The 23,439-nt window shown below is 39.6% G+C and carries 21 protein-coding genes, 2 tRNA genes and 1 other RNA gene; 8 read left to right on the top strand and 16 right to left on the bottom strand.

The annotated features are described in order from the left end of the window. The first annotated feature begins 7 nt into the window (after positions 1-7). From hemJ to B806_RS0101815, 4 genes are all read left to right on the top strand, one after another. Positions 8-460, top strand: a complete 453-nt coding sequence (gene hemJ, locus B806_RS0101830; RefSeq protein WP_002120291.1) for a protoporphyrinogen oxidase HemJ — start codon at positions 8-10, stop codon at positions 458-460. 161 nt (positions 461-621) lie between these two features. After that, on the top strand, positions 622-1,182 hold the full coding sequence (locus B806_RS0101825; protein WP_017387254.1) for a hypothetical protein: 561 nt from the start codon (positions 622-624) through the stop codon (positions 1,180-1,182). Between the two features lie 385 nt (positions 1,183-1,567). Beyond that, positions 1,568-3,193, top strand: coding sequence for an NAD+ synthase (locus B806_RS0101820; protein ID WP_017387253.1), 1,626 nt, complete (start codon positions 1,568-1,570; stop codon positions 3,191-3,193). After that, positions 3,186-4,214 (top strand): hypothetical protein, encoded by a 1,029-nt coding sequence (locus B806_RS0101815; protein WP_002120422.1) that lies wholly within the window; start codon positions 3,186-3,188, stop codon positions 4,212-4,214. Before B806_RS0101820 ends, B806_RS0101815 begins: the two co-directional genes overlap by 8 nt. Before the next feature lie 43 nt (positions 4,215-4,257). Here B806_RS0101815 and B806_RS0101810 read toward each other — a convergent pair. From B806_RS0101810 to B806_RS0101780, 7 genes are all read right to left on the bottom strand, one after another. Next, positions 4,258-4,334: transfer RNA gene (locus B806_RS0101810), tRNA-Met, on the bottom strand. A gap of 157 nt (positions 4,335-4,491) precedes the next feature. Next, positions 4,492-5,448 (bottom strand): carnitine monooxygenase, reductase subunit CntB, encoded by a 957-nt coding sequence (gene cntB, locus B806_RS0101805; RefSeq protein ID WP_017402535.1) that lies wholly within the window; start codon positions 5,446-5,448, stop codon positions 4,492-4,494. 47 nt (positions 5,449-5,495) lie between these two features. Next, on the bottom strand, positions 5,496-6,947 hold the full coding sequence (locus B806_RS0101800) for an NAD-dependent succinate-semialdehyde dehydrogenase (RefSeq protein WP_017402534.1): 1,452 nt from the start codon (positions 6,945-6,947) through the stop codon (positions 5,496-5,498). Positions 6,948-7,010: 63 nt separating this feature from the next. Beyond that, positions 7,011-8,126, bottom strand: a complete 1,116-nt coding sequence (cntA, locus tag B806_RS0101795; protein WP_017402533.1) for a carnitine monooxygenase subunit alpha — start codon at positions 8,124-8,126, stop codon at positions 7,011-7,013. Between the two features lie 48 nt (positions 8,127-8,174). Further along, positions 8,175-9,143: an alpha/beta hydrolase gene (locus B806_RS0101790; protein WP_017402532.1), complete on the bottom strand. Its 969-nt coding sequence runs from the start codon at positions 9,141-9,143 to the stop codon at positions 8,175-8,177. 11 nt (positions 9,144-9,154) lie between these two features. After that, complete coding sequence (locus B806_RS0101785) at positions 9,155-10,807, bottom strand: BCCT family carnitine transporter (RefSeq protein ID WP_079381126.1); 1,653 nt, start codon at positions 10,805-10,807, stop codon at positions 9,155-9,157. Between the two features lie 20 nt (positions 10,808-10,827). Continuing rightward, positions 10,828-11,940, bottom strand: coding sequence for a tartrate dehydrogenase (locus B806_RS0101780; RefSeq protein WP_017387249.1), 1,113 nt, complete (start codon positions 11,938-11,940; stop codon positions 10,828-10,830). A gap of 103 nt (positions 11,941-12,043) precedes the next feature. Here B806_RS0101780 and B806_RS0101775 point away from each other — a divergent pair, with 103 nt between their 5' ends. After that, a complete protein-coding gene (locus B806_RS0101775; RefSeq protein WP_017387248.1) occupies positions 12,044-13,024 on the top strand; it encodes a LysR family transcriptional regulator in 981 nt (326 codons plus the stop codon). Between the two features lie 54 nt (positions 13,025-13,078). Here the strand turns inward: B806_RS0101775 and B806_RS0101770 are convergent, their stop codons facing one another. From B806_RS0101770 to coaD, 5 genes are all read right to left on the bottom strand, one after another. Continuing rightward, a complete protein-coding gene (locus tag B806_RS0101770) occupies positions 13,079-14,263 on the bottom strand; it encodes a porin (protein WP_017387247.1) in 1,185 nt (394 codons plus the stop codon). A gap of 148 nt (positions 14,264-14,411) precedes the next feature. Next, positions 14,412-14,488: transfer RNA gene (locus tag B806_RS0101765), tRNA-Met, on the bottom strand. A 64-nt stretch (positions 14,489-14,552) separates the two neighbouring features. Continuing rightward, positions 14,553-14,908, bottom strand: an RNA gene (rnpB, locus tag B806_RS18985) — RNase P RNA component class A. Positions 14,909-14,935: 27 nt separating this feature from the next. Beyond that, entirely contained in the window at positions 14,936-15,199 is a 264-nt protein-coding gene (locus B806_RS0101760; protein ID WP_005070936.1) for a YfhL family 4Fe-4S dicluster ferredoxin, read from the bottom strand. A 1-nt stretch (position 15,200) separates the two neighbouring features. After that, positions 15,201-15,692, bottom strand: coding sequence for a pantetheine-phosphate adenylyltransferase (gene coaD, locus B806_RS0101755; protein ID WP_005070938.1), 492 nt, complete (start codon positions 15,690-15,692; stop codon positions 15,201-15,203). Between the two features lie 134 nt (positions 15,693-15,826). Between coaD and smpB the strand changes: the two genes are divergently transcribed. Continuing rightward, entirely contained in the window at positions 15,827-16,303 is a 477-nt protein-coding gene (smpB, locus tag B806_RS0101750) for an SsrA-binding protein SmpB (RefSeq protein ID WP_002120348.1), read from the top strand. Positions 16,304-16,351: 48 nt separating this feature from the next. Here the strand turns inward: smpB and B806_RS0101745 are convergent, their stop codons facing one another. The 3 genes from B806_RS0101745 to rluD all read right to left on the bottom strand — a co-directional run bounded on the left by B806_RS0101745 (position 16,352) and on the right by rluD (position 18,893). Next, positions 16,352-16,903: a flavodoxin family protein gene (locus tag B806_RS0101745; protein ID WP_005075275.1), complete on the bottom strand. Its 552-nt coding sequence runs from the start codon at positions 16,901-16,903 to the stop codon at positions 16,352-16,354. A gap of 189 nt (positions 16,904-17,092) precedes the next feature. Continuing rightward, positions 17,093-17,830 (bottom strand): peptidoglycan editing factor PgeF, encoded by a 738-nt coding sequence (gene pgeF / locus B806_RS0101740; RefSeq protein WP_017387246.1) that lies wholly within the window; start codon positions 17,828-17,830, stop codon positions 17,093-17,095. 10 nt (positions 17,831-17,840) lie between these two features. Next, on the bottom strand, positions 17,841-18,893 hold the full coding sequence (gene rluD / locus B806_RS0101735; protein WP_017387245.1) for a 23S rRNA pseudouridine(1911/1915/1917) synthase RluD: 1,053 nt from the start codon (positions 18,891-18,893) through the stop codon (positions 17,841-17,843). A 71-nt stretch (positions 18,894-18,964) separates the two neighbouring features. Here rluD and B806_RS0101730 point away from each other — a divergent pair, with 71 nt between their 5' ends. Further along, positions 18,965-20,128 (top strand): outer membrane protein assembly factor BamD, encoded by a 1,164-nt coding sequence (locus B806_RS0101730; protein WP_017387244.1) that lies wholly within the window; start codon positions 18,965-18,967, stop codon positions 20,126-20,128. Positions 20,129-20,285: 157 nt separating this feature from the next. After that, positions 20,286-22,154 carry a DNA primase gene (locus B806_RS0101725; protein ID WP_017387243.1) on the top strand — a complete coding sequence of 623 codons (1,869 nt, stop codon included), beginning with the start codon at positions 20,286-20,288 and terminating at the stop codon, positions 22,152-22,154. On the opposite strand, the gene hemA is transcribed toward B806_RS0101725, so the two are convergent. Then, positions 22,151-23,434 carry a glutamyl-tRNA reductase gene (gene hemA / locus B806_RS0101720; RefSeq protein WP_017387242.1) on the bottom strand — a complete coding sequence of 428 codons (1,284 nt, stop codon included), beginning with the start codon at positions 23,432-23,434 and terminating at the stop codon, positions 22,151-22,153. The two genes, B806_RS0101725 and hemA, sit on opposite strands and share 4 nt — an antisense overlap. Positions 23,435-23,439 lie beyond the last annotated feature (5 nt).

Here is a 23,439-nt window from a genome sequence, read left to right as displayed (position 1 = left end):
ATTATCGATGGATGCACCTTCTGATGCTTTTTTGTGGGTAAAAGCATTACATATTATTGCCGTGGTTTGCTGGTTCGCTGCTTTGTTCTACTTACCACGTCTATATGTTTATCATGCTATGAGTGAAGATGCTGCAAGTCATCAACGCTTTGAGGTAATGGAACGCAAGTTGTATCGTGGAATTATGTGGCCTTCGATGATTGCTACATTAATTACCGCCCATTTCCTTGTAGAGTGGGGTGATGCAACTCGACATTACCATCAAGCGACTTGGTTTTACCTCAAAGTTGGATTAGTGGCTTTATTAGTGATTTATCATTTGGTATGTGGCTATTATCGTAAAAAGCTCATCGGAAATGCTCACTATAAATCACATAAGTTCTGGCGCTTTTTTAATGAAATGCCAACCTTAATTTTATTTGCTGTTGTGATTTTAGTTGTTGTAAAGCCTCAGTTTTAACTGGGGCTTTTACTTTTCTTATCAAAGAATTCTTTTATTCATCCTAATAAAATGCACAATCTATTCAAACAATTATATTTTTCAAAACAGAACTATAAAATTAATCAATACCCTACCTCTTTATTTAGCAATACCTAATCTATATTATGCTAAAGAAATAGATGAACTCATTTAATGGCAAAGCTATGCTAACTTTTAATGCCCTTAAACGCTTAATTCATACACCATTTATTCTTCTTACACTTTTTATTTTCCGTCACTTAAAAAACTATCCGATTAGACATCTGACTGCTCACGAAAAATTATTAGCACAAATGGTTTTCGGCGACATGCTTGATTGTGAACGGCCTAAAATTATTGCTACACGCTACCTCCCTTGGCAGAGTTGCGGTATTTTCATGGCCCCAAATGGGAATATTTATGTCAATACTGCTGATTACAGCGAAAATTACGCTCTAGAGTCTAAGTTTATGCAGGGTATTTTTATTCACGAACTCACCCACGTCATGCAATATCAAAAAGGCATTCATGTACTACTTAAAGGCGCTTTATTACAATCAGCCTATTATCTCAGCTTTAAAAGTTACAATCCCTACAAATATACCTACCACCCTGACAAGGCATTTAGTACGTATAATATTGAACAGCAAGGCGAAATTGCGCGCGATATTTGCTCTGGAAAAATCCCAAATATTATCTGTTCACCTCAACTTCATTTGTAACTAAATAATCAATCTCGCTTTGAACGTAACATTTTTTGCGTAATGTAAATGAGAATTCTTATAAATCAGAAATACTTATCTAAACTATAAAAGTGCGCTTATTCAATTCAAATTATTGAAAAAAATAGAACAGACTTATTCCAAATTAGCTTGTGATAAGGCAGTATACAAACAATAAAAATAATGAAGCCTGTTTCTATTCTATACAGAAAATCTCGTTATTTTTACGCAGAAAATATGGGATTGGTATATATTATTGATCTTGACATTTTTGTTTACTATTTTAATTGTTTACTATCGTATCATACACATCGTTGAAAAATTATATCCATAAAAATCAACACTGTGTGTATCTATATTCGTTATGATCTAGGATTAGGTTTGAATGAAAAGTTTTAAAGTTGCCCTTGCTCAGTTTTCTCCGCATATTGGCAATATTGACTCAAACACCCAAAAGATGATTGAGCAAGTAAATCAGGCGAAAAAACAAGACGCTGACCTGATTATTTTTCCCGAGCTTTCTGTTATTGGTTATCCAGCTGAAGATCTATTGTTACGTCCAAATTTAAATAAACGTATGCAAAAGGCTTTTGCACAACTTGCCGAAGTTAAAGATATTGTTATGGTTTTCGGATTTGTGAACCAGACAGAAGATGGTCAACGTTATAATTCTGCTGCTGTCATGAAAGACGGTCAAGTTTTGGGTGTTTTTAATAAACATAATTTACCAAACTATGGCGTCTTTGATGAAAAACGCTATTTCCAAAAAGGCCATCAGCATTTGGTGTTTGAATATCTTGGACATAAGTTTGGTGTATTAATCTGTGAAGATATCTGGTCAATTAATACGGTTAAACAGTTGAGCCAATTAAATGTTGATACTGTTCTTGTACTCAACTCATCACCATATGAAGTCGGCAAACCACAACACCGTATACAGACCTTAAGTGAACTTGCAAAACAACTTCATCTAAATATTGTTTACGTTAACCAAGTGGGCGGACAAGACGATTTAATTTTTGATGGTACAAGTTTTGTCAGCAATCAAAATGGTGAAATTGCTTTACAAGCACCAAGCTTTAAAGAAGACATTTATATTGCTGAATTTGACCGTGATACAAAGTTATTTAAAGTCACTGAATCTGCTCCTGCATTAGAAACATTTGCAGAAATCTATCAAGGTTTAGTCATGGCAACTCGTGACTATGTAGAGCGCTCAGGCTTCCCAGGTGTGATTCTGGGTCTTTCTGGTGGTATCGACTCTGCCCTTACACTTGCGATTGCTGTGGATGCAATCGGTGCAGAAAAAGTGCAAGCTGTAATGATGCCTTATACTTACACTTCTCAAATTAGTGTAGAAGATGCGGCTGAACAAGCTCGCCGTATGGGGGTGACTTTCGGTATTGCTGAAATTCACTCAATCGTAAATAGCTTCATGCAAACCCTGTATCCTTTCTTTGGTAATTCACCAGCTGACGCAACTGAAGAAAATTTACAAGCGCGTGCTCGTGGCACATTGCTTATGGGCTTATCAAACAAGTTTGGTAATTTAGTCCTTGCTACAGGGAATAAATCTGAACTTTCAGTTGGCTACTGTACGCTTTATGGCGATATGGTTGGTGGCTTTGCGGTTCTAAAAGATGTTTATAAAACTATCGTATTTGAATTAGCAAAATACCGTAACAGCTTAAGCGAAACCCCTGTGATTCCTGAGCGTGTGATTACCCGCCCACCTTCAGCAGAACTTCGCCCAGATCAAAAAGACCAAGACTCTTTACCAGCATATGATGTATTGGATGCCATCCTTTACGCATACATTGAAGAAGATTTAGGTCAGGCCGACATTATTGCCAAAGGTTTTGATAAAGAAGTTGTTGAAAAAGTCATCCGTTTAGTTGATCGTAATGAGTACAAACGTCGTCAAGGTGCGATTGGCCCGAGAATTACCTCTCGTGCATTTAGTCGCGAACGACGTTATCCGATTATCAACGGTTGGACAGCGAATGACTGAGCAGAAAAACTCATCAAAAACTACAGCACTTGCTCAAGCACTTTTGCTTGAGCAGGTGGAATTTTTCAAAAAACAATTATCTATAGAAAACTCACCTATTTATTTCCAGCAGTTCATTCAGTTGTTTATGCAACATGCTGACGAAATCAAGCTACATGAGGTTGTTGATTTAGAGCAACTACAAGCCGTTGTGAAACGCTATGCTTTTGAAATGCAGCTAGGTGCTGGTTTACTTGAGTTTATTGGGGAAATCGCGCAGCGTATTTATTTATCTGCGATGAAGTCTCCAATTCAGCTACAAGATTTGGTCTCTGATCACCAGTTTGAAATGTGGCTTTCCAAATTTTTGGAAATGGAGCATATTCCTCATTATCTCAATCAGTTTTTAAGAACTAGTCCTTCTGTACAACAACTTTGCCAATATATTGCAACCTCGACTCTAGAACAAAAATTACCAAAACTTCTAACTGCATCTAGAGTAGATGACTACCATTTTGAATGGCAACATAAGCTCAAAAAATTCTCTTTTTTACAACAACAACGCCTCGAGCATAAACTTGAAACTTGGATCGCCAGTTTTATTCATGAGCAACTTACAGAATTAAGTCTTTTATCGAGTGAAGATTTAGAAAGTCTAGTACGTCATGTTTGGGAAGATATTAGACATAAAAAAATGTATGAATTTATGAAACAGCTCACTCCTCTCGATGTAGAAGAGTTCTTTGTTTTAATTTACGAATACTGGAAAGAATTACGCCAATCGCAATTTATGCAAGATCTGATTTTGTATGGTGTCGAAGTTTTTTATGACTTTTATAAAGATCAGAGTTTATTTGAAGTATTAAGTGAGATTGGATTAACCGAAAGCGACTTACAAACAGAAGCTTTACGTTTTTATCCAAAGGTTATGGATGCCTTTAATGAACACGGTATTTTAGAACCATTACTTCAAGCGCTTTTAGCTCCTTTTTATCAAAGCTCAAAAACACTCGATATGATTGAAAAACATTTTAATGAGTAAAAAATAGATAAAAAGAAACCACGCAGGAGCGTGGTTTTTAAAATGGTGGCTATGACGAGACTTGAACTTGTGACCCCCGCATTATGAGTGCGGTGCTCTAACCAACTGAGCTACATAGCCGTAAACTGTGTGCGCATTATCTATAGTTCTGTATAGCAGGTCAATAGGTAAAAACCCTTAATGCCCATCAATTGAACAAATAAGATTCAGATCATCATTATTTGTTCTTTTTTTAGCATTTTTTTGCTTTAAACAATTGATCGGCCACAGAAATATATTAAAGATCTAATATTAGTTTTTTACCTTTAGCTCTCGACACACAAATCATCATGCTCTTCTGTGAAGCCTTTTCTGCATCACTTAAGTATTGATCAAAGTGATCTGCTTCGCCTTCTAAAATAGCAGTTTCACATGTACCGCATACGCCTTCGCGACATAAGCATTCCACATCAATATTTAATGTTTCAATAGCTTGTAAAATCGTCTGATTACTTTGTACTTCAATTTCCTGATTAGACTTGGCTAGTACAACCGTAAATGCTTCCCCATCTTCAGGAACTGTTGAAGCGAATTGTTCCCAGTGAATGTACTCATCGCGATAACGATGCTTATTACAGCAATCAATCACAGCATCAATCATGGATTTCGGCCCACAGACATACACGTGTGTGCCTTTAGGTTGTGATGAAATGAGTTGATCTAAGTTAAGCGTGCAGCCTTCTGAGTCAACATAACTAAACACATGTTCTGCATGTTTCTGCTTTAACTCATCTAACAAGGCCGCATGTTCAGGTGAGCGATAAGCATAATGTAGCTCAAAATCAGCACCACGTGCTGCAAGCTCATCCATTTGAGGCAAGAATGGTGTAATGCCAATTCCACCTGCAATTAAAATATGTTTATTGCCTGTTTCGGCTAATGGAAATAAATTTTTTGGTTCTGAAATCTGAATTTCACAGCCTTCATTGCATTGATCATGCATAAAAACTGAACCACCCTTACCTTCCACATCTTTACGAACGCAGACTTGGTAAGTCGATAGGTCTTGTGTACAACTCATCAATGAATATGCATTTGAAAGCTGTTCATTCATTTTGACAATAATATGGCTTCCCCCACTAAATCGAGGAAAGTTCTGCCCATCTTGACGTTTGAACGTAAACCGTTTGATTAAAGGGGTTAGCTGCTCCACATGAGTAACAACCGCCGGGAACATTTCATAATGACTAGCCATATTAGAATCCTTCTTTTACCGCATATTCTTGTTGTTAGGGCTTATCCTTAAAGCCCTAAACACATGTATTTAATGGTCATGAACTCTTCAAGACCATACTTTGAGCCTTCACGCCCAACACCTGATTGCTTCACACCACCGAATGGTACAACTTCATTTGAAATTGCTGTTGCATTCATACCGACCATTCCATATTCAAGCTGTTCTGACACTCGCCATAAACGTGAAATATTTTCGCTATATACATAAGCAGCCAAACCGAAGATCGTGTCATTTGCTTGAGAAACAACGTCTGCTTCATCTGTAAAGCGAATAAGCGGCGCAACTGGACCAAAAATTTCTTCTTGGACAATTTCCATTGTACGGTCAACGTTCGTTAGAACTGACGGCTCATAAAAGGTTTGCCCTAAAACATGCTGTTTACCGCCGCAAGCAATTTTAGCGCCTTTGCTCACTGCATCATCAATCAACTGCTGTGCTTTCAAAACTGCTTTTTCATTAATTAATGGACCAATTTGCACACCATCTTCAAGTCCATTACCGACTTTAAACTTTTGTACTTCTTGTACAAACTTCTCGGCAAAAGCTTGATAAATATTGTCGTGTACATAAATGCGGTTAGCACAAACACAGGTCTGGCCTGCATTACGGAACTTGGCAAAAATCGCGCCTTGTACAGCTTTATCTAAATCGGCATCGTCAAACACAATCAGAGGCGCATTACCACCTAACTCAAGCGCCAATTTTTTAATGGTGCTTGAACACTGCTGCATCAGTAGGCGTCCTACTGGAGTTGAGCCAGTAAACGTCAATTTCTTCACTTTTTCATGCGAAGTAAATACAGAACCAATTTCTTGAGATTTACCGGTAACAACATTAATTACACCAGCTGGAATACCTGCTTTTTCGGCAAGTTTCGCAATCGCTAAAGCACAGTAAGGTGTTTCATTTGCTGGCTTAATCACTATCGTACATCCAGCTGCTAAAGCTGGTGCTGCTTTACGCGTAATCATAGCAATTGGGAAATTCCACGGCGTAATAGCAGCCACAACCCCCACAGGTTCTTTACTAATAATAAAGCGCTGCTGGTTATTTACGGTTGGAATCACATCACCATAAATACGCTTGCCTTCTTCGGCAAACCATTGAATAAAGGATGCAGCATAACGCACTTCACTTTTTGCTTCTGCCAAAGGCTTTCCTTGTTCAATAGTCATAATGAGAGCAAGTTCATCGGTATGATCGAGAACCAGTTTGTACCAAGCCAATAAAATATCTGCACGGTTTTGGGCAGTTAAAGCTTTCCAGCTTTGCAAAGCAGTATAGGCAGCCTCAACCGCTTGCGTAGCCTCGGCCACTCCCATATTCGGAATTGTGCCAATTTCTTCGCCTGTTGCAGGGTTAGTCACTGGAACTGTTGCATTTGACTGTGCAGCTAGCCATTGCCCGTTAATATAGGCTTGTTGCTGAAATAATTCTGTGCTTTGTAAACTCGACATATCATCTTCCTAACTGAAGAATCAGGTGTAAGTGATATTTACACCTGAATAAATCCATTTGTTTTATTTGTGATGCTGCGCCACTAAATGTTGGAAGTAAGCAATACCATGTTCACTAATTCCTGAACGTTGCTTATCAGTCATAATACGGCCTTGGCCTCGATAACCACGTGATTTCAAACCACGTTGTACACTTTCTACCAAGTTCAAATCTTCAGGACGGAATACATTGCGATACCATTCAATCAAATCTTTTTGATCTTGAGTGAGCTCTTCGTTCGTGAAGTAAATATCGTAATGCTGCAAAGTCGTTTCTGCATCTACTGGAAACTCATAGATCACCGTCATGAAATTGCTGCCCGGTGGTACGTTGAACATCGTGCAAGGCCAAGTCCAGAAACCATGAAACTCAGGATCTGTTACTGATGGATCAAGCTTGAATGACTTCTCAGATGAGCGAGCAAAGCCATATTGCAATGTCCAGTTCTGATGTGTGGTATGCCAATATTTATCAACTTGTACTGAGTCAGCAAAACCAGGATGCGCTGGTCCACAGTGGTAACATTCTAGATAGTTATCAACAATCACTTTCCAGTTTGCTGGAGTTTCTGTCACAAAACGTGCTGCCAGTTTCAAATCTTTAATTACGCTACATGCTTGATTTAAACGCTCAGCAAATTCCGGAAGTTGATCTTCTACGCAAGTCGCATTTTCATCCATATTAATGAAAACAAAGCCTGCATATTCCTCAACTTTTAAAGGCACCATGCTTGAGTTTTCTTTATCGAAAGATTCAACGTGGTCACAGTTACGTGCCAAAGCTAAGCTACCGTCTAGCTTAAACGTCCAAGCATGATATGGGCAAGTAATTACATTTTTTGCTTTACCACTGCCACTTAAAAGCTCGTGACCACGGTGCGGACACACATTATAAAACGCACGTAAAACACTATCTTTACCACGAATGATGACAATATTTTCACCAATTACTTTACGGGTAATATAGTCATTCGGTTGGGCCAATTCACTGCCATGTGCAACACAAATCCAGCTTTTAGCAAAGATTGCTTCTTTCTCATGCTCAAATACTTGCGATGAAGTATAGAAAACTTTAGGAAAAGTCCATGCAACATCTGGGTTTGCGCAAAAATCTTCAGGTAATTTTTCAATTGCACTCATGTTATTACTCCATTAAATTCTTTTCGTCCAAATAACTCGATATTAAATTCATATCTTTTCGACACTGCCAAACATGCGACGTATCGCACTCAGCATGTTTTGATATAACTGTTGAACTTCAGGACAATCACGCATGAGACGTAAACTGCCATGTAATAAACCTTTGCCTAAATGAAACTCGCTCGGTATTCCTGCTTGTTCCAATTTTTGGGTAAAGAAATAACCGTCATCACTTAAAGGGTCATACTCTGCAACAGCCACAAAATTTGTAGGCATATCTGAAAAATCAGTTGCCAATAAAGGCGCTAGACGTAAATCCTGCCAATCTTGAGAGTTAGGTGCATATTCCTTTAAATAAAAATGCATATCTTCCGTTGTGAGTAACGGCGCATGTGCATGCTTTTGTGCGGCTGGTGTATCAAGCACTGTAGTTAAACACGGATAAACCAATGCCAGACCTTGAGCTTGCAAACCACTATGCTGTAGATGCACTGCAAGAGCTGCTGCTAAGTTACCGCCTGCGCTATCGCCTGCTAGAACGAAATTTTCAATATCAATCTGCCAGTCAGAACCATGCTCTTTAAGCCATTGATAAACTGCTAAACAATCTTCAAAAGCTGCTGGAAAGCGATGTTCTGGTGCCATGCGGTAATCCACACCAATGACAACTGCATTTAGGTCCTGACATAAATAACTGGTAATAAACTCATGTGAATCGAGGCCACCCACCATCCAACCGCCACCATGTAAATACAATACACATGGCCAACCAGCTTCAGGTCGTTTAGTTTTTGGTGAATAGATGCGAACAGGCACTGAATGCTCTGCATTTGCAACAACTCTATCTTCTACTTCGATCTTGCCATCACGAGGCAAAGTGTAGTGTCGACACATCGCGTCATATGCCGCGCGGACTGAGTCAATATCTGCATCTGCTGGTGAATAAATGCTGCTCCAGTACACAAGACTTTGCATTTCTTCACTTAAGGCATAAGTGGTCTGTTCACATGTAGTCATTACCGTTCCCTCTAGCTGGTTTTTCTGTCCAGTTTGATTGAGCTTGCAAGCTCTAGCTGCATCCGTTTTGCATGTTCATCTTGAGCCTGGTTTAAACCAATTTCCGCATCATCATAACCTTGTTGTTCAATCAAATGTGATGGGACTTTGGCATAATCCTGTATGAGCCATTTCACTAAGCCATAGGTCTGAATCAGAATAATCACGATGAATGGTAAAGCCGTCACAATAGTTGCTGTTTTCATTGTGTCTAAAGGTGCCTTACTAAAGATCATGGCAATCGGAACCAAAGTCAGCATGACACACCAGAACAGACGGGCATTTGGCGATGGATCTTGCCCTTCACTTAAACCGCGTGTACATGTTGCTGAAACTGCATATCCGACCGCATCCATATGTGCTGCTAAGAACACCACCATAATGCCGAGGAAAATCCACATCATTAGCTTTCCAGCAGGTAACAGGCTGAGCAATTGTCCAATTGCAACCTCACCACCTTGTTGACTTAAAATTTGCGGTACATTTACAGCCCCATGAATAAAGCTATAAACGCTGTAATTTTCAAACACACCAAAGATAAACCAAAGACCAACACTACCGCCAATCACCATGGCAAAGATCACTTCTTTAATAGTACGGCCTTTAGAAACACGCGTTACAAAGAGTGCCACACCTGGTGCATATGAAATCCACCACAACCAGTAAAATACAGTCCATTCACGAGTAAACTTGCCATCGCCCATTGGGTCGGTAAACAGACTCATATCAACAAAGTTGGTTGCCATTAACCCGAAACTCATTAATGAATTATTCAAAATGAATTGAGTTGGACCAAAGCACAGTACATAAATCGCAAATAACGCCACGCCTAAACACACCATGTGACTTAAACGTTGCATGCCTTTATCCATACCTACATACGAACTAAGTGCAAACAGAACCGAAACACCCAAAATAATGATGACCTTAGTCATAAAAGTATTTGGGATACCTGTGAGCTGAGACAAAATATTGGTAAATGTCACAGCAGTGAGTACCAATGAAATCGTCAATGCGCCAAACATACAAAGCAAGAACATTAAGTCGACTAAACGACCAACCACACCGGTTGATTTAAAGCCTGTCACAGCTTCAATCACTGAAGCTAAACTTAAACCTTTGTTTTTTCTCACATGGTAGCTGTAGCACAAAGAAATTGATGCCAAAGCATAAATTGCCCATGCACTTAAACCTGAGTGAAAAAACGAGTAAGCCACGCTATATTTCAATGCTTCTGCTGACTCAGGCGGTAAGCTCAAACCAGGTGTTTGATAATAGTAAGCCCAGTCCAAAAAGCCCCAGTACAGTGTAGAAGACCCAATACCTGACAAGATGAACATAAAAATCCATGACATCGTGGTATATTGAGGCTTTCCTTCACCGAGTTTGATTTTGCCGTATTTACTAAAAGCCAGACCAAAAGTAAAAATAATGGCTAAAAAAGCAAACAGTAATACTGGGGTTGTAAATACCGATGTCGTCCACTGCATCCATGTTGCAGCAATCTTGATCGACTCTTGCGAATAAATCGCCAAACCAGCAACTGAAATAAATACAAACAGTAAACTGGTTACGGCAAGAACTTTATCCGTATAAATTTTTGTGTTTTGATTATCCATATCCATACATCCATTTTTGGATGGCGTTATTCCATAGCGAACACGTCCATTTTAATTTGGGCTACACACGATGCAATTGCATCTCCCACCTCATAAGTTTTTGCCTGACCGCCGATATCGGCTGTCTTTGGCCCATTAATTAATACATGCTCAATCGCCTGCATAATGTCCTGACCTGCTTGAATGCAACGTTCGTCTTCTTCGCCAAAGAATTCGAACATCATTGCACCTGACCAAATCGCAGCGATTGGATTGGCAATTTGTTTACCGTAAATATCTGGTGCCGAACCATGTACAGGTTCAAACAATGATGGGAATTTTCTTTCTGGGTTTAAATTTGCCGAAGCAGCCAAACCAATAGTTCCTGTACATGCAGGGCCTAAATCGGAAAGAATGTCGCCAAATAAATTCGATGCAACAACCACATCAAAGCGTTCAGGTTGTAAAACAAAACGAGCTGCTAAAATATCAACGTGCTGTTTATCGGCCTGAATTTGTGGATATTGTTTTGCCATCGCATCCACACGTTCATCCCAATAGGGCATGCTGACGGCAATACCATTTGATTTGGTCGCTGCTGTAATTTTTTTCGCTTCACGTTGATTTGCAAACTCAAATGCATAACGCAAAATGCGATCTACACCATGACGCGTAAATACAGCTTCTTGTAAAACAAACTCTCGATCTGTTCCTTCAAAAGCCTTACCACCAATGGCTGAATATTCACCTTCACTGTTTTCACGGACCACGTAGAAGTCGATATCGCCTGGTTTTTTACCTACTAAGGGACATTTAACACCCGGCATTAAGCGCACTGGACGTAAATTCACATATTGGTCAAAACCACGACGGAACTGGAGCAGCGAACCCCAAAGCGAAATATGGTCCGGCACTTTATCTGGCCAGCCTACAGCGCCAAAATAAATTGCATCGTAGCCCTGCAAAGTTTCAAACCAGTCATCTGGCATCATTTTGCCGTGCTCAAGGTAGTAATCGCAGCTTGCCCAATCGAAAGCATCTAACTGAAGCTCAATGCCATGCTTTTCTGCTGCTGCCTTTACAACCTTAATGCCTTCTGGTAGAACTTCTAAACCAATGCCATCGCCTGCAATCGTGGCAACTTTATATCTTTTTGCCATAAGCTTCCTTCACACCTTCGACTAATATCCTTGTATGGCTTAAACATGATGTTTTAAGCAAAAATGATCAACAACAGAACTATCACTCCAATGGACACGGATCGTGAATAATCTACCTAACCTATCGGATTTAAAGGTTTTTTGCACAGTCGCCAAACTAAAAAGTTTTGTCGAATCTGCTGAGGAACTCGGGACTTCGCCAGCTTTTATTAGCAAGCGAATTAATATTTTAGAAAACACGTTAAGCTGCAAACTTTTTCATCGCAGCACGCGTCATGTCAGCCTAACGGAAGACGGCAAACTTATTCTTGAAAGAGTTTCAAATATTCTTGAAGAATTTGATGAAGTCTGTGAACTAGTGAATAACCCGCTGAGTACACCCACGGGTCGTATGGATATTATTAGTAGCTTTGGTTTTGGCAGAAAGCATATCGCCCCAATTCTGTCTAAATTAATGATGCTTTATCCAAAGCTTCAAATTCATTTTGATACCATCGACAATACTAAAGACCTGATTCAACACAGTATTGATTTAGACATCAGAATTGGTAATGAAATTGCACCGAATATGATTGCGAAGAAGCTGGCGTCTAACTTTCGAATTTTGTGCGCTTCACCGAGTTATTTACTTAAACACGGTGTACCAGACAGCATTGAGGATTTGCAAACACATGATTGTTTGACGATTAGTGAGCGTGATCAATCGTCTGTGCTATGGAAATTTAGGCATGCTTCTGAAGATGTCTCAGTGCATATCAAACCACGTTTTGTTTCGAATAACGGCGAAATTATTCATCAACTTGCCATAGAAGGCCACGGGATTATTTTCCGATCAATTTGGGATGTTGCAGATGAATTAATTACAGGTCAACTCCAACACATTTTGCCCAAATATTGGCAAGATGCAGATGTTTGGGCAGTTTATCCATCACGACTCAAAAGCTCATCTAAATTACAAACCTGCATTTTGTTCATTCAAAATGAATTACTTAATCGATTGCAACATGTACAAAACTTAAGCCGAGGACAACTCATTTCACCCGCAGTCAAACGTGAACCTCCGCCTGAAAAAGTCTTTCTATGAAAAAAAGCCCTAAGTGAGGCTTATTCACTTAGGGCAATCGTTTACTTTTAAATTTTAGAAATAATATCCAATTGAAAGATAAAACAGTTTATCCCAGTCATTACTGCTGCCTTGTGCAAGGCCATTTGCCCCACCACCTACCATTGGGTCATTCTTACTCATAATATATTCACCCTGAATACCAATGGCTTTGTAATTAAAATAAACCCCTGCAATTAAGCGTTCAGAGTCTTTATAACCATTCTCATCTTTAAAGAAGCGGCTATGAGAGATATAAGGTTTAATATTTTCAAGTTTGTGAAATGGCTGAGCAAAGGTATAGTTAATTTCATTGACTAGATATTTGCCTTTGTTAGCGACTTGATACGGGTAATCAAATGCTCCAATGGTTGAGCTATTTGGCAATAAATTATCACCATTGGTGACATCTTGCTTACCTACTAAGAACATCCATTGCCATGCTTGATATTGCGTTTGAGCAAATACATTCCATGACTTGCGGTGTCCATCTTCGTCTGTTCTTTTATTTTCTAAATCAGAATACCAAACTGAACCACCTAACTCGGTCGAAAATTTTTGAGCTTTATCAAGCTCAAATTTTCTAGAGGCCCGCGCGATCCACATATTTTTTTCTTCAATGTTGGTTCCTACCGTCAAGTCATCAGCTTCAACGAAATTACCGCTGTATCTACTTGAGTCTTTTGACGTTCCCTTATAGTTTCCTCCATCAGTTGGATAGAAACCTAAGGTCAAATTGTATTTATCATCTGCAAATTTATATTTAATCCCCAGATTATCAATATCTTCTAAACCAACGGTATTTAAAAGCGTTTCGTAATAACTACTTCCCCAAAATTCACCAAAGCCAAAATCAACGGGTTGCAAACCTGCCGTGATTCTCTGCTGATCAGATAATTTATAACCTACCCAAGCTTTTTTTAGAAAAATCGCATCACACAAGCGATCATATTGATAACAACGAGCATCTGCCCCTGCAATCCAATCTGGATTTTCATAACCTAGCACTAATTTAATATCAGTTAATCGCCAGTCATCATTTTGAGAACCTTCATTTGCATCAACCACATAATCTTTATGCAAATAACGAGAACGTACTGCGCCAGAAACTTTAAATTGTCCCGATTCCAAAGTTGGATCTCCCCAACTTAAATCAGCCGCAGAAGCCTCTACTCCCGCCGTTAAGCTTAAAATTCCTAAAAATAATAATGACCTTTTCATGTCTTCAACATCCTTGTTAAGTGTTATAAGAACATGAAGAAATTGATCTAGACAAGCAATGCCATAACTATAAAGTCGGTCTTTACAAACTGTGTTTAATCAAAAAATGAGCATAAAAAAAGACCACGCAGGAGCGTGGTCTATAAAATGGTGGCTATGACGAGACTTGAACTTGTGACCCCCGCATTATGAGTGCGGTGCTCTAACCAACTGAGCTACATAGCCGAAAACTGTGCGCGCATTATCTTAACTTCTTTAACGCACGTCAAGAAAAATTTTAAATAAAATGAGGTGAAGTGAGCCTATAAGCCGGGTTCTGTCGAGGATGGTCATTCCTCTAGGCGTACAATCACTCATACGCTCAAGCGACCTACCCGAATCCAGTACGGGCCGTACCTCAGGATTCCTATTTGGTCTTGCTTCTGGTGGGGTTTACCATGCCGTGAACTGTTACCAGACACGCGGTGCGCTCTTACCGCACCCTTTCACCCTTACCTCACGAATGAGGCGGTCTACTCTCTGCTGCACTTTCCGTCGGCTTTCACCGCCCAGGCGTTACCTGGCACCCTGCCCTATGAAGCCCGGACTTTCCTCCCCTGCTTCAGTCACGAAGACCTCCACAGCAGCGACCATCCAGCTCACTTCAGGGGCGCATATTAACAAATTTATTTACTAATTGCTTGTGCTTTTTTGAGCAATTAATTTTTTATATTTGTCGAATAGCTCATCTTCCGTCTCCACATGCTGCGGATCTTTAGGAATACAGTCCACTGGACAAAATAACTGACATTGCGGCTGGTCATGATGACCAACGCATTCAGTGCATAAATCTGGATGAATTTCATAAATCACTTCACCCATGAAAATAGCTTCATTTGGGCAAACTGGTTCACAAACATCACAGTTTATGCATTCATCGGTGATATATAACGACACTTTACCAACCTTGTTGATGTTTACGTTCAAAGGCCTCAACCACAGCTTGCGGAACAAACTTGGTTACATCCCCTTTTAAACGAGCAATTTCCCGAATTAATGTCGAAGAAATAAATGAATACTGCTCAGATGGTGTTAAAAATACTGCTTCAAAATGTGGGTCAAGTTGACGGTTCATATTGGCAAGTTGAAATTCATATTCAAAATCAGAAACTGCTCTTAAACCACGAAGTACTGCTGTTGCCTTTTGCTCTTTGAAAAAATTAACCAGTAGACCATCAAAGCCTACAAATTCAACATTTGATAAATGGCTGAGTGATGTTTGGGCCAGTTCAACTCTCTCTTCTAGACTGAACAAAGGGTTTTTATGATGTCCAATTGCAATTGCTACTACAACCTCATCAAACATTCTTGATGCTCTAGTAACTAAATCAACGTGTCCATTCGTGATGGGGTCAAATGTTCCAGGATAAATTACACGCGTTTTAGACATCCGCTAGTACTCTAATTGTATTGTGAACCTATTTTAGCAAAAGTTATACATCAGGCGAAATATTGACGTGCAGGAAAAACTTCACCTTAGCATCAGTTTACGGCACAATAGGCATAATTGTGGAAGTTTGAATTATGGCGAAAGCGACAGTAGTGAAAAAACATAATGGCGGAACCATCGCACAAAACAAACGTGCCCGCCATGATTATTTTATCGAAGAAAAATTTGAAGCTGGTATGTCTTTACTCGGCTGGGAAGTAAAGTCTTTACGTGCTGGTCGCATGAGTTTGACAGAAAGTTATGTCATTTTTAAGAATGGTGAAGCGTTTTTATTTGGTGCACAAATTCAACCGCTCCTTTCGGCGTCTACTCATGTAGTACCTGAAGCTACACGTACACGTAAATTATTATTATCACGCCGAGAACTAGAAAAGCTAACAGGTTCAGTGAACCAAAAAGGTTACTCATGTGTTCCTTTAGCATGTTATTGGAAAGGTCACTTGGTTAAACTTGAAATTGCTCTGGTGAAAGGTAAACAGCTTCACGACAAACGTGCGACTGAAAAAGATCGCGATTGGCAGCGTGATAAAGCTCGTATATTTCATAAGTAATTAAATAAAAAGCCTCTTTTTAGAGGCTTTTTTATATCGCGGAATTTATTAATTTAATCTATATAAGAGTCCAGCAATATATTCGCCAAACCATTTTGCAGTATCTAAATCGCCTTGTGGAGGAGTAATTTCAACAGGTGCATTATCTGACTGTGTCATTAAACCTAAACAACTCGATAATCGATTTAAATCTTTTTCACTATGCCCAGTCGTCATTAAAGGTAAACCTGACCAAAGCATGCCATGTTGCATCGCAAAAATATTTAATTGTTGTAATACCGCTAATTTATCGCCGCTTAGACCACCTGAGTTTGCAAAGCCAGCTGCAAGCTTGCCTTGCCACAAACGCTCTTTCCAACGTTTAGAAGTACTGTCCATAAACTTTTTAAAGTCAGCGGTCATACTCCCCATATAGGTAGGCGAACCAAAAATAATACCGTGCGATGCATCAAGTGCATCCCAATCAATATGTTCAATATTCATTAAATGTACTTTTACACCCATCACCTCTGCACCAGCAGCAATAGCGGAAGCTACCTTCGCGGTATGACCATATGGGCTGTGGTATACAATAGAGAGATGTTTTTCAGGCAAAGACATAAGATTAAAATTTTGAGCGATTTTTTCTATTTTATCATTTTATTAACACTTGCTAAACCTTCATCTATAAATATGAAATATAAGGTTTTTACTACCGCATAGTATAGAAGTATTTTTAAATTAAATAAAAAACTCTCTTATTTTTAGCCGTTATAAAATAAGAGAGTCATTTAAGGCGGTGATCAAAACTTACATAAAAACAAACGTGGCCATACGTCCTGTCTTCGCATCACGACGATAAGAAAAATATTCATCACCCTGTTGATAAGAACATTGATCTCCACCTAAGACTTGTTGCACACCTAGACTTTGCAAAATAAAGCGAGCAATGGCATATAAGTCTGCATGAAATTTATTTGGAGCCACGCCCTCAACAAAGGCTGTTTCCAACTCTGGATATTTATCACAAAAAGCATTTTTTACTTCGGCCCCAATTTCAAAACAAGGTTGACTGATTGCAGCTCCTAACCATGCCCAAGTTGGAGGATTCTGCATAGCGGCCACTGTATTTTCAATAATGCCACCAGCCAAACCACGCCAACCGGCATGCAAATTAGCAACTTCACTGCCTTCAGCATTTCCCAACACGACAGGTAAGCAATCAGCCGTCATCATCATTAAAGCATGGCCTTTTGTTTGGGTGACCAAACCATCGCCAATTAAAGCTTTAAAAGGAATTTGTTCATTTACAGTATGGCAAATCGTACTATGCGTTTGAGTCATCCATGTCATTTTTTTAACACCAAATTTCGCAAACTCATCTAACAATATCATTCGATGCTGTTGAACACGTTGTGCCTCATCTTTGACATGTAAAGCCAAATTAAAGCCAGATAATTCAAGTTGATCCGTTGGTAATGCCAAAGGATGTTGAACACGTGTCTGCCCTACAAATACGCCTTGAGGTAAACCTTGAACAAATTCCATATGCACGTCCTTAATATGCAGCGTTTTCTGAACGTAACACATTTACTAAATGTGTAAAGTCTTCAGGCCACGGCGCTTCAAACAGCATTTCTTCACCAGTACGAGGGTGTTTCAAGCCTAATTTAGCTGCATGCAATGCTTGACGTTTAAAACCACGTAAAGTTTCAATGAGCAATTCAGATGCACCAGCTGGCACACGTACACGGTTTATATAAACCTGATCGCCAATCAAACCGTAACCAATATAACTAAAATGCACACGGATCTGATGTGTTCGTCCTGTTTCAAGACGAGCTTGTACACGAGTAAAATCTTTAAAGCGTTCTTTTACATTGTAGTGAGTTACCGCATCTCGCCCACCCGGTAAAATTGCCATTTTCACACGGTCAACTGGGTGGCGTTTGATTGGTTCATCAATCGTACCGCCAGCAATAATATTTCCATAAACAACCAAATCATATACACGGTAAACCGTTTTATTTGCCAACTGTTTACTTAAAGAAAATTGAGCTTCTAGGCTTTTAGCGACAACCAGTAAACCGCTGGTATCTTTATCAATACGGTGTACTAAACCAGCGCGCGAAAGTTCTGCCAATTTTGGGAAATGGTAAAGCAAAGCATTCACTAAAGTTCCAGAACTATTGCCTGCTCCTGGATGTACCACCATGCCTACTGGCTTATTAATGACTAAAATATCATCGTCTTCATAGACAATATTAAGTGGAATATTTTCAGGTTGACTCGTCGTCTGGGCTTCGAGCTCTACTTCAAGCGTAAGTAGCTCTGTTCCTTCACAACGGTGCTTAGGCTTGACAATGTTACCATTCACCAACAGATGGCCATCCTTCAACCATTGCTTGAGCTTTTCACGCGAAAACTCGCTCCACACCAAAGCTGCTACCTGATCGATACGTTGTCCCAGATAGGTTTCATCTAGCTGAACTTGCAACGATAAACGTGTTGCAGTTGTATCAGAAGTATGGTTATCTGCATCCTCAGAATCTTCAAGTAAATTGAAGTCGGTTTCAGAGAAGTTTGTGTTTGAAGATTGTGCTGAAGTCATTTGATCATTGAGATAAAAGTGGTTTAATAGCGCAATTGTAGCTCATTGCCCAACATAACAGAGGAGTTTTTATGTCGCTACCACGTTATAAAATTACGATGCTTGCCTTATCTTTAGGCGTAGCGTCTGCATTTGTGGGCTGTAGCAGCAATCCAAGTAAAAAAGAAGTGGTCGATACTGGCCCTCAATCTAGTGAACAAGCTTACTTCGAAAAGGCCCAAAAGTCGCTTGACCGTGGTCAATATCTTGATGCGACCAAGTCTTTAGAGGCAATCGATACTTATTATCCGACTGGACAATACGCTCAACAAGCACAACTTGAACTTCTATATTCGAAATTTAAACAAAAAGATTATGAAGGCGCCATTGCCTTAGCAGAACGTTTTATTCGTTTAAATCCTCAACATCCAAATGTGGATTATGCTTATTATGTTCGTGCTGTTGCCAATATGGAGCAAAACTACGACAGTTTGATGCGTTATACCTCTTTGCAACAGTCACATCGTGATGTGAGTTATTTAAAAGTTGCGTATCAGAACTTTGTTGATTTAATTCGTCGTTTCCCAAGTAGCCAATATTCTGTTGATGCTGCTCAGCGTATGAAATTCATTGGGCAAGAACTTGCTGAAAATGAAATGACTGCTGCTCGCTTCAACGTTAAGCGTAAAGCTTGGATCGCCGCTGCAGAACGTTCGCAATGGGTGATTGAACACTATCCACAAACACCTCAAATTCCAGAAGCTTTAGCCACTTTGGCATATAGCTATGACAAGTTAGGTGATAAAGCTACTTCGCAGCAATATATTGAAGTTTTAAAACTTAATTATCCAAGCCTTGTAAAAAAAGACGGCACAGTTAACATGCGTGCTGCTCGTAAAGAAGGTAACTGGATCAACCGTGCAACTTTAGGTATTTTTGGTCGTGAATCGACTGCTGCAACGCCAGAGAGCACAACTGAAGCAGAAGCTCCAAAACGTGGTTTCCTCAACCGTGTTAGTTTTGGTTTAATTGGTAATTCAGATAAAGAAGAAACTGAAGCACCAGAGCAAACACCTGTTGAAGCTTCTAAGTCTGAACGTAGTTGGACAAACCGTTTAAGCTTCGGTTTATTAGACAAGCCTGAGTCACAAGCAGCAGAAAATACAACTGTTGCACCAGCTGTAACCTCTACTGAAGCTTCAACTGATGTTCAATCAGATGAGGCAGCACAAGGTGCAGATGACGTTGCTCAATAAGTTTAAGCTTTAAAAAACATCAACAAACAGGCAAGTGATATCACTTGCCTGTTTGTTTTTATAAAATATTAAAATATTTATTGGGCATATCTCGATTCATCATGTCAGAATATTCTGACTCACTGTCACATCAAGTTTTAATACGGTTATCTGAATTATGGCAATTCCACAACATACGATTGATCAAATTCTAGATCGCACAGATATTGTCGATCTGATTGGTCAGCGTGTGAAACTGAAAAAGACCGGACGTACATATTCCGGCTGTTGCCCTTTTCATCAAGAAAAAACGCCATCATTTCATGTTTACCGTGACAAGCAGTATTATCACTGCTTTGGTTGTCAGGCTAACGGAAATGCAATCCGTTTTCTTATGGATATTGATAACCGAAACTTTATTGAGGTAATGAAAGAATTATCGAGTAGTACTGGAATTGAACTACCTAAAGATAATACTGAAAATAAAAAACTATCTTATACGCGTCAGGTTACCAAGCCACCCGCTGTTAAAACAAATACGGCTGAGCCTGTAACTCCACAGCAGCCATCAGATGAAAGCTACAATACGCTTGAACCAGTATTCTTCGATGACCCTTTTGCTCAGTTCGAACAGCCGTTTAGCTTTGATGAACCAGTTCAAGAAGGTAATTTATATGACTTACTGGAAAATGTTGCTCAGTTCTATGAACAACAATTACCTCATAGTCAAAAGGCAAAAAATTACTTTAAACAGCGTGGACTAACCAATCAGACTATTCAATTTTGGCGCTTAGGCTATGCTCCAGAAGACTGGCAACACCTAGAAAAAGCTTTTCCTTATGATATTGACGGCTTAAAACAACTTGGGCTTATCCGCTCGAGCGATAATGGCCGTGATTTTGACCTATTACGTGACCGCGTTATTTTCCCAATTCGCGACCCGAAAGGCCGAGTGGTTGGCTTTGGTGGGCGTGCATTAAATGATGAAATCAAGCCCAAATATATTAACTCGCCAGATTCAGAAGTCTTTCATAAAAATCAGCTACTTTACGGACTTTATGAAGGTAGAAAACTTAAATCTAGCGATTGGTTAATGGTCGAAGGTTATATGGATGTCATTGCGCTTCAGCAATATGGCATTACAGGGGCCGTAGCAACGTTAGGGACTGCAAGTAATACAGAACATCTTAATATTCTATTTAAACAAAATAGCCGAATTACCATTGCTTTTGATGGTGATGCTGCTGGTCAAAAAGCAGCACGCAGAACTTTAGAAATTGCTTTACCCCTTCTCAATGATGGTCGTGAACTCAAATTTTTTGTTCTACCCAATGATCACGACCCAGACTCTCTCATCCGTCGAGAAGGACTCGAAAATTTTCAAAAACTATTACAACAAGCCCCTCTTCTGTCCGATTTCGTGTTTGCGCACTTAACAGGTCAACACGATATCAGTACGCCTGAAGGGAAAAGCTTAGTCATGGGTGAACTCAGAGAACTCACCGAGTTATTGCCAAAACAAGGTTCTTTCCGTTACTTACTTACTCAATCTTTCCGTGAAAAACTCGGACTGGGTAAACGTTTTACCCCACAAATCAGCCACGATGCCTCGCTCTCATTTAATATCCATACAAAAGATGAAGACTTTGCGATTGCAATTTTGATGCATCATCCCTTTCTTTATATTCATTTCGAAGGATTACGGGCTTATATACAGCAAGATGAATTATTGGCCAAAGTACTGGCAATCTTAAACCGTATTTTTGATGATTTACCGGATGATCAAGAGCTGGCAACTTATTATGTGCTTGGTGCGTGTAGTAGTTACTGTCATGAAATCGCCGATATTATGCAAAGAACAAATATTCAGGCATTAACACAGGCACCTGAGGTAGCTGACAAGTTAGCTAAAGAATATTCATTAAGTCTGCAAGAAAGATATTTACGTCAAAAACTGAAATCACCGATTTCTTTAATTGAATCAAGAAATCTAAGACAACAGCTCAATGAGTTAACAAAACAAATTAGCTTAAAGCTGTTGTCTTAATGTTTTGGCTTACGTTCATGCTCAAACACATCCTGTAAATGCTGTTGTAACCATTCAAAATAATCAGGATTTTCTGCTTTAGCAGCTTCACGTAATAATATCGATGTAGGATGCATAAGTTTTTGCGTCAAACGGTGTGCAAAATGCTGTAATACCTGTTCGGCATTCTCACCATGATGCAAAGCTTCTAACGCATGTGTAAGTTCTTGTTGACTAATTTCTTCACTGTGCTGGCGATAAGCATGAATTGTGCTACCCGCTTCTTTAACCTTTTGATGCGTAATAAGCTGAGTAGCTAATTGATTAACCATGACCTCTGCTTCAACAGCCGCCTGACGACGTTGGGCAAGGTTCTCATCAATCACACTTTGTAAATCATCAACACCATACAAATAGACACCATCAAGTGCTTCAACTTTAGGATCTATATCACGTGGCACTGCTAAATCAACCATCAACATTTGTTGATAGCGACGTTTTTTCAATGCGGCCTTAACATCAGAATAAGCAATAACTTGGTATAAACTACCGGTACAACTCGACACAACATCAGCACGATATAAATTTTCTGCTAATGCTGAAAACTCAATAATTTCAACTTCAACCTGATGTGCAATCTCCTGAGCCAGCTGGTCAGCACGCTCACGGCTACGATTACAAATAATAATCTTCGCGACACCCATTTCAGCCAAATGTTTAGCCACCAAGCTATTCATTTCACCCGCAGCAACCACCATTACAGTAAGCTTTTCAGGCTTACTAAAAACCTGTAAGGCCAGTTGTGCAACTGCATAACCCATTGAAACAGCATGACTACCCACCGCTGTTTCGGAACGTACCCGTTTAGCTGCATAGAAAGCGTATTCAAAAACACTATTTAATTCAGGAGAGACCGTTTGAGCTTCTTTAGACAATGCCAAAGCACTTTTAACCTGCCCTAAAATTTGTGGCTCACCAAGCATGAGAGAGTCTAGACCACTCGCCACTCGCATTAAATGTGTAATGGCCTGCGTATTCTCGTAACGATAAACATGATGAATTAACTGCTTTACATCAATATTATTGGCATCGGCTAACCATTTTAGAAGGCTTTCGGCGTTTTCTGCCATGGCATAAACTTCTGTACGGTTACAGGTCGAGACAACCACCAAATCCTTTAAGTTTTGGTGATGACGTTGTTCGGCAAGCAAACGACTTAATCGCTCTGCATTGAAAGCAATTTGTTCGCGGAGTTCTACAGAAGCTGTTTGATGGTTGACACCCAATGCAAAGAAAGACATATCAG

This window comes from Acinetobacter sp. TG2027 (genome assembly GCF_000302435.1).
Classification (GTDB): Bacteria; Pseudomonadota; Gammaproteobacteria; order Pseudomonadales; family Moraxellaceae; genus Acinetobacter; species Acinetobacter pittii.
The sequence above is the reverse complement of the archived record's forward strand: the minus strand, read 5'-3'. Positions and strand labels throughout refer to the sequence as shown.

Excerpts from the sequence above, each read along its gene's own strand:
- B806_RS0101820 (WP_017387253.1), top strand. The coding sequence starts at position 1,568 with ATGAAAAGTTTTAAAGTTGCCCTTGCTCAGTTTTCTCCGCATATTGGC.
- B806_RS0101800 (WP_017402534.1), bottom strand. The coding sequence starts at position 6,947 with ATGTCGAGTTTACAAAGCACAGAATTATTTCAGCAACAAGCCTATATT.
- hemA (WP_017387242.1), bottom strand. The coding sequence starts at position 23,434 with ATGTCTTTCTTTGCATTGGGTGTCAACCATCAAACAGCTTCTGTAGAA.
- B806_RS0101745 (WP_005075275.1), bottom strand. The coding sequence starts at position 16,903 with ATGTCTTTGCCTGAAAAACATCTCTCTATTGTATACCACAGCCCATAT.
- cntA (WP_017402533.1), bottom strand. The coding sequence starts at position 8,126 with ATGAGTGCAATTGAAAAATTACCTGAAGATTTTTGCGCAAACCCAGAT.
- coaD (WP_005070938.1), bottom strand. The coding sequence starts at position 15,692 with ATGTCTAAAACGCGTGTAATTTATCCTGGAACATTTGACCCCATCACG.
- B806_RS0101785 (WP_079381126.1), bottom strand. The coding sequence starts at position 10,807 with ATGGATATGGATAATCAAAACACAAAAATTTATACGGATAAAGTTCTT.
- B806_RS0101730 (WP_017387244.1), top strand. The coding sequence starts at position 18,965 with ATGTCGCTACCACGTTATAAAATTACGATGCTTGCCTTATCTTTAGGC.
- pgeF (WP_017387246.1), bottom strand. The coding sequence starts at position 17,830 with ATGGAATTTGTTCAAGGTTTACCTCAAGGCGTATTTGTAGGGCAGACA.
- cntB (WP_017402535.1), bottom strand. The coding sequence starts at position 5,448 with ATGGCTAGTCATTATGAAATGTTCCCGGCGGTTGTTACTCATGTGGAG.
- rluD (WP_017387245.1), bottom strand. The coding sequence starts at position 18,893 with ATGACTTCAGCACAATCTTCAAACACAAACTTCTCTGAAACCGACTTC.
- B806_RS0101825 (WP_017387254.1), top strand. The coding sequence starts at position 622 with ATGAACTCATTTAATGGCAAAGCTATGCTAACTTTTAATGCCCTTAAA.
- smpB (WP_002120348.1), top strand. The coding sequence starts at position 15,827 with ATGGCGAAAGCGACAGTAGTGAAAAAACATAATGGCGGAACCATCGCA.
- B806_RS0101725 (WP_017387243.1), top strand. The coding sequence starts at position 20,286 with ATGGCAATTCCACAACATACGATTGATCAAATTCTAGATCGCACAGAT.
- B806_RS0101790 (WP_017402532.1), bottom strand. The coding sequence starts at position 9,143 with ATGACTACATGTGAACAGACCACTTATGCCTTAAGTGAAGAAATGCAA.
- B806_RS0101815 (WP_002120422.1), top strand. The coding sequence starts at position 3,186 with ATGACTGAGCAGAAAAACTCATCAAAAACTACAGCACTTGCTCAAGCA.
- hemJ (WP_002120291.1), top strand. The coding sequence starts at position 8 with ATGGATGCACCTTCTGATGCTTTTTTGTGGGTAAAAGCATTACATATT.
- B806_RS0101770 (WP_017387247.1), bottom strand. The coding sequence starts at position 14,263 with ATGAAAAGGTCATTATTATTTTTAGGAATTTTAAGCTTAACGGCGGGA.
- B806_RS0101780 (WP_017387249.1), bottom strand. The coding sequence starts at position 11,940 with ATGGCAAAAAGATATAAAGTTGCCACGATTGCAGGCGATGGCATTGGT.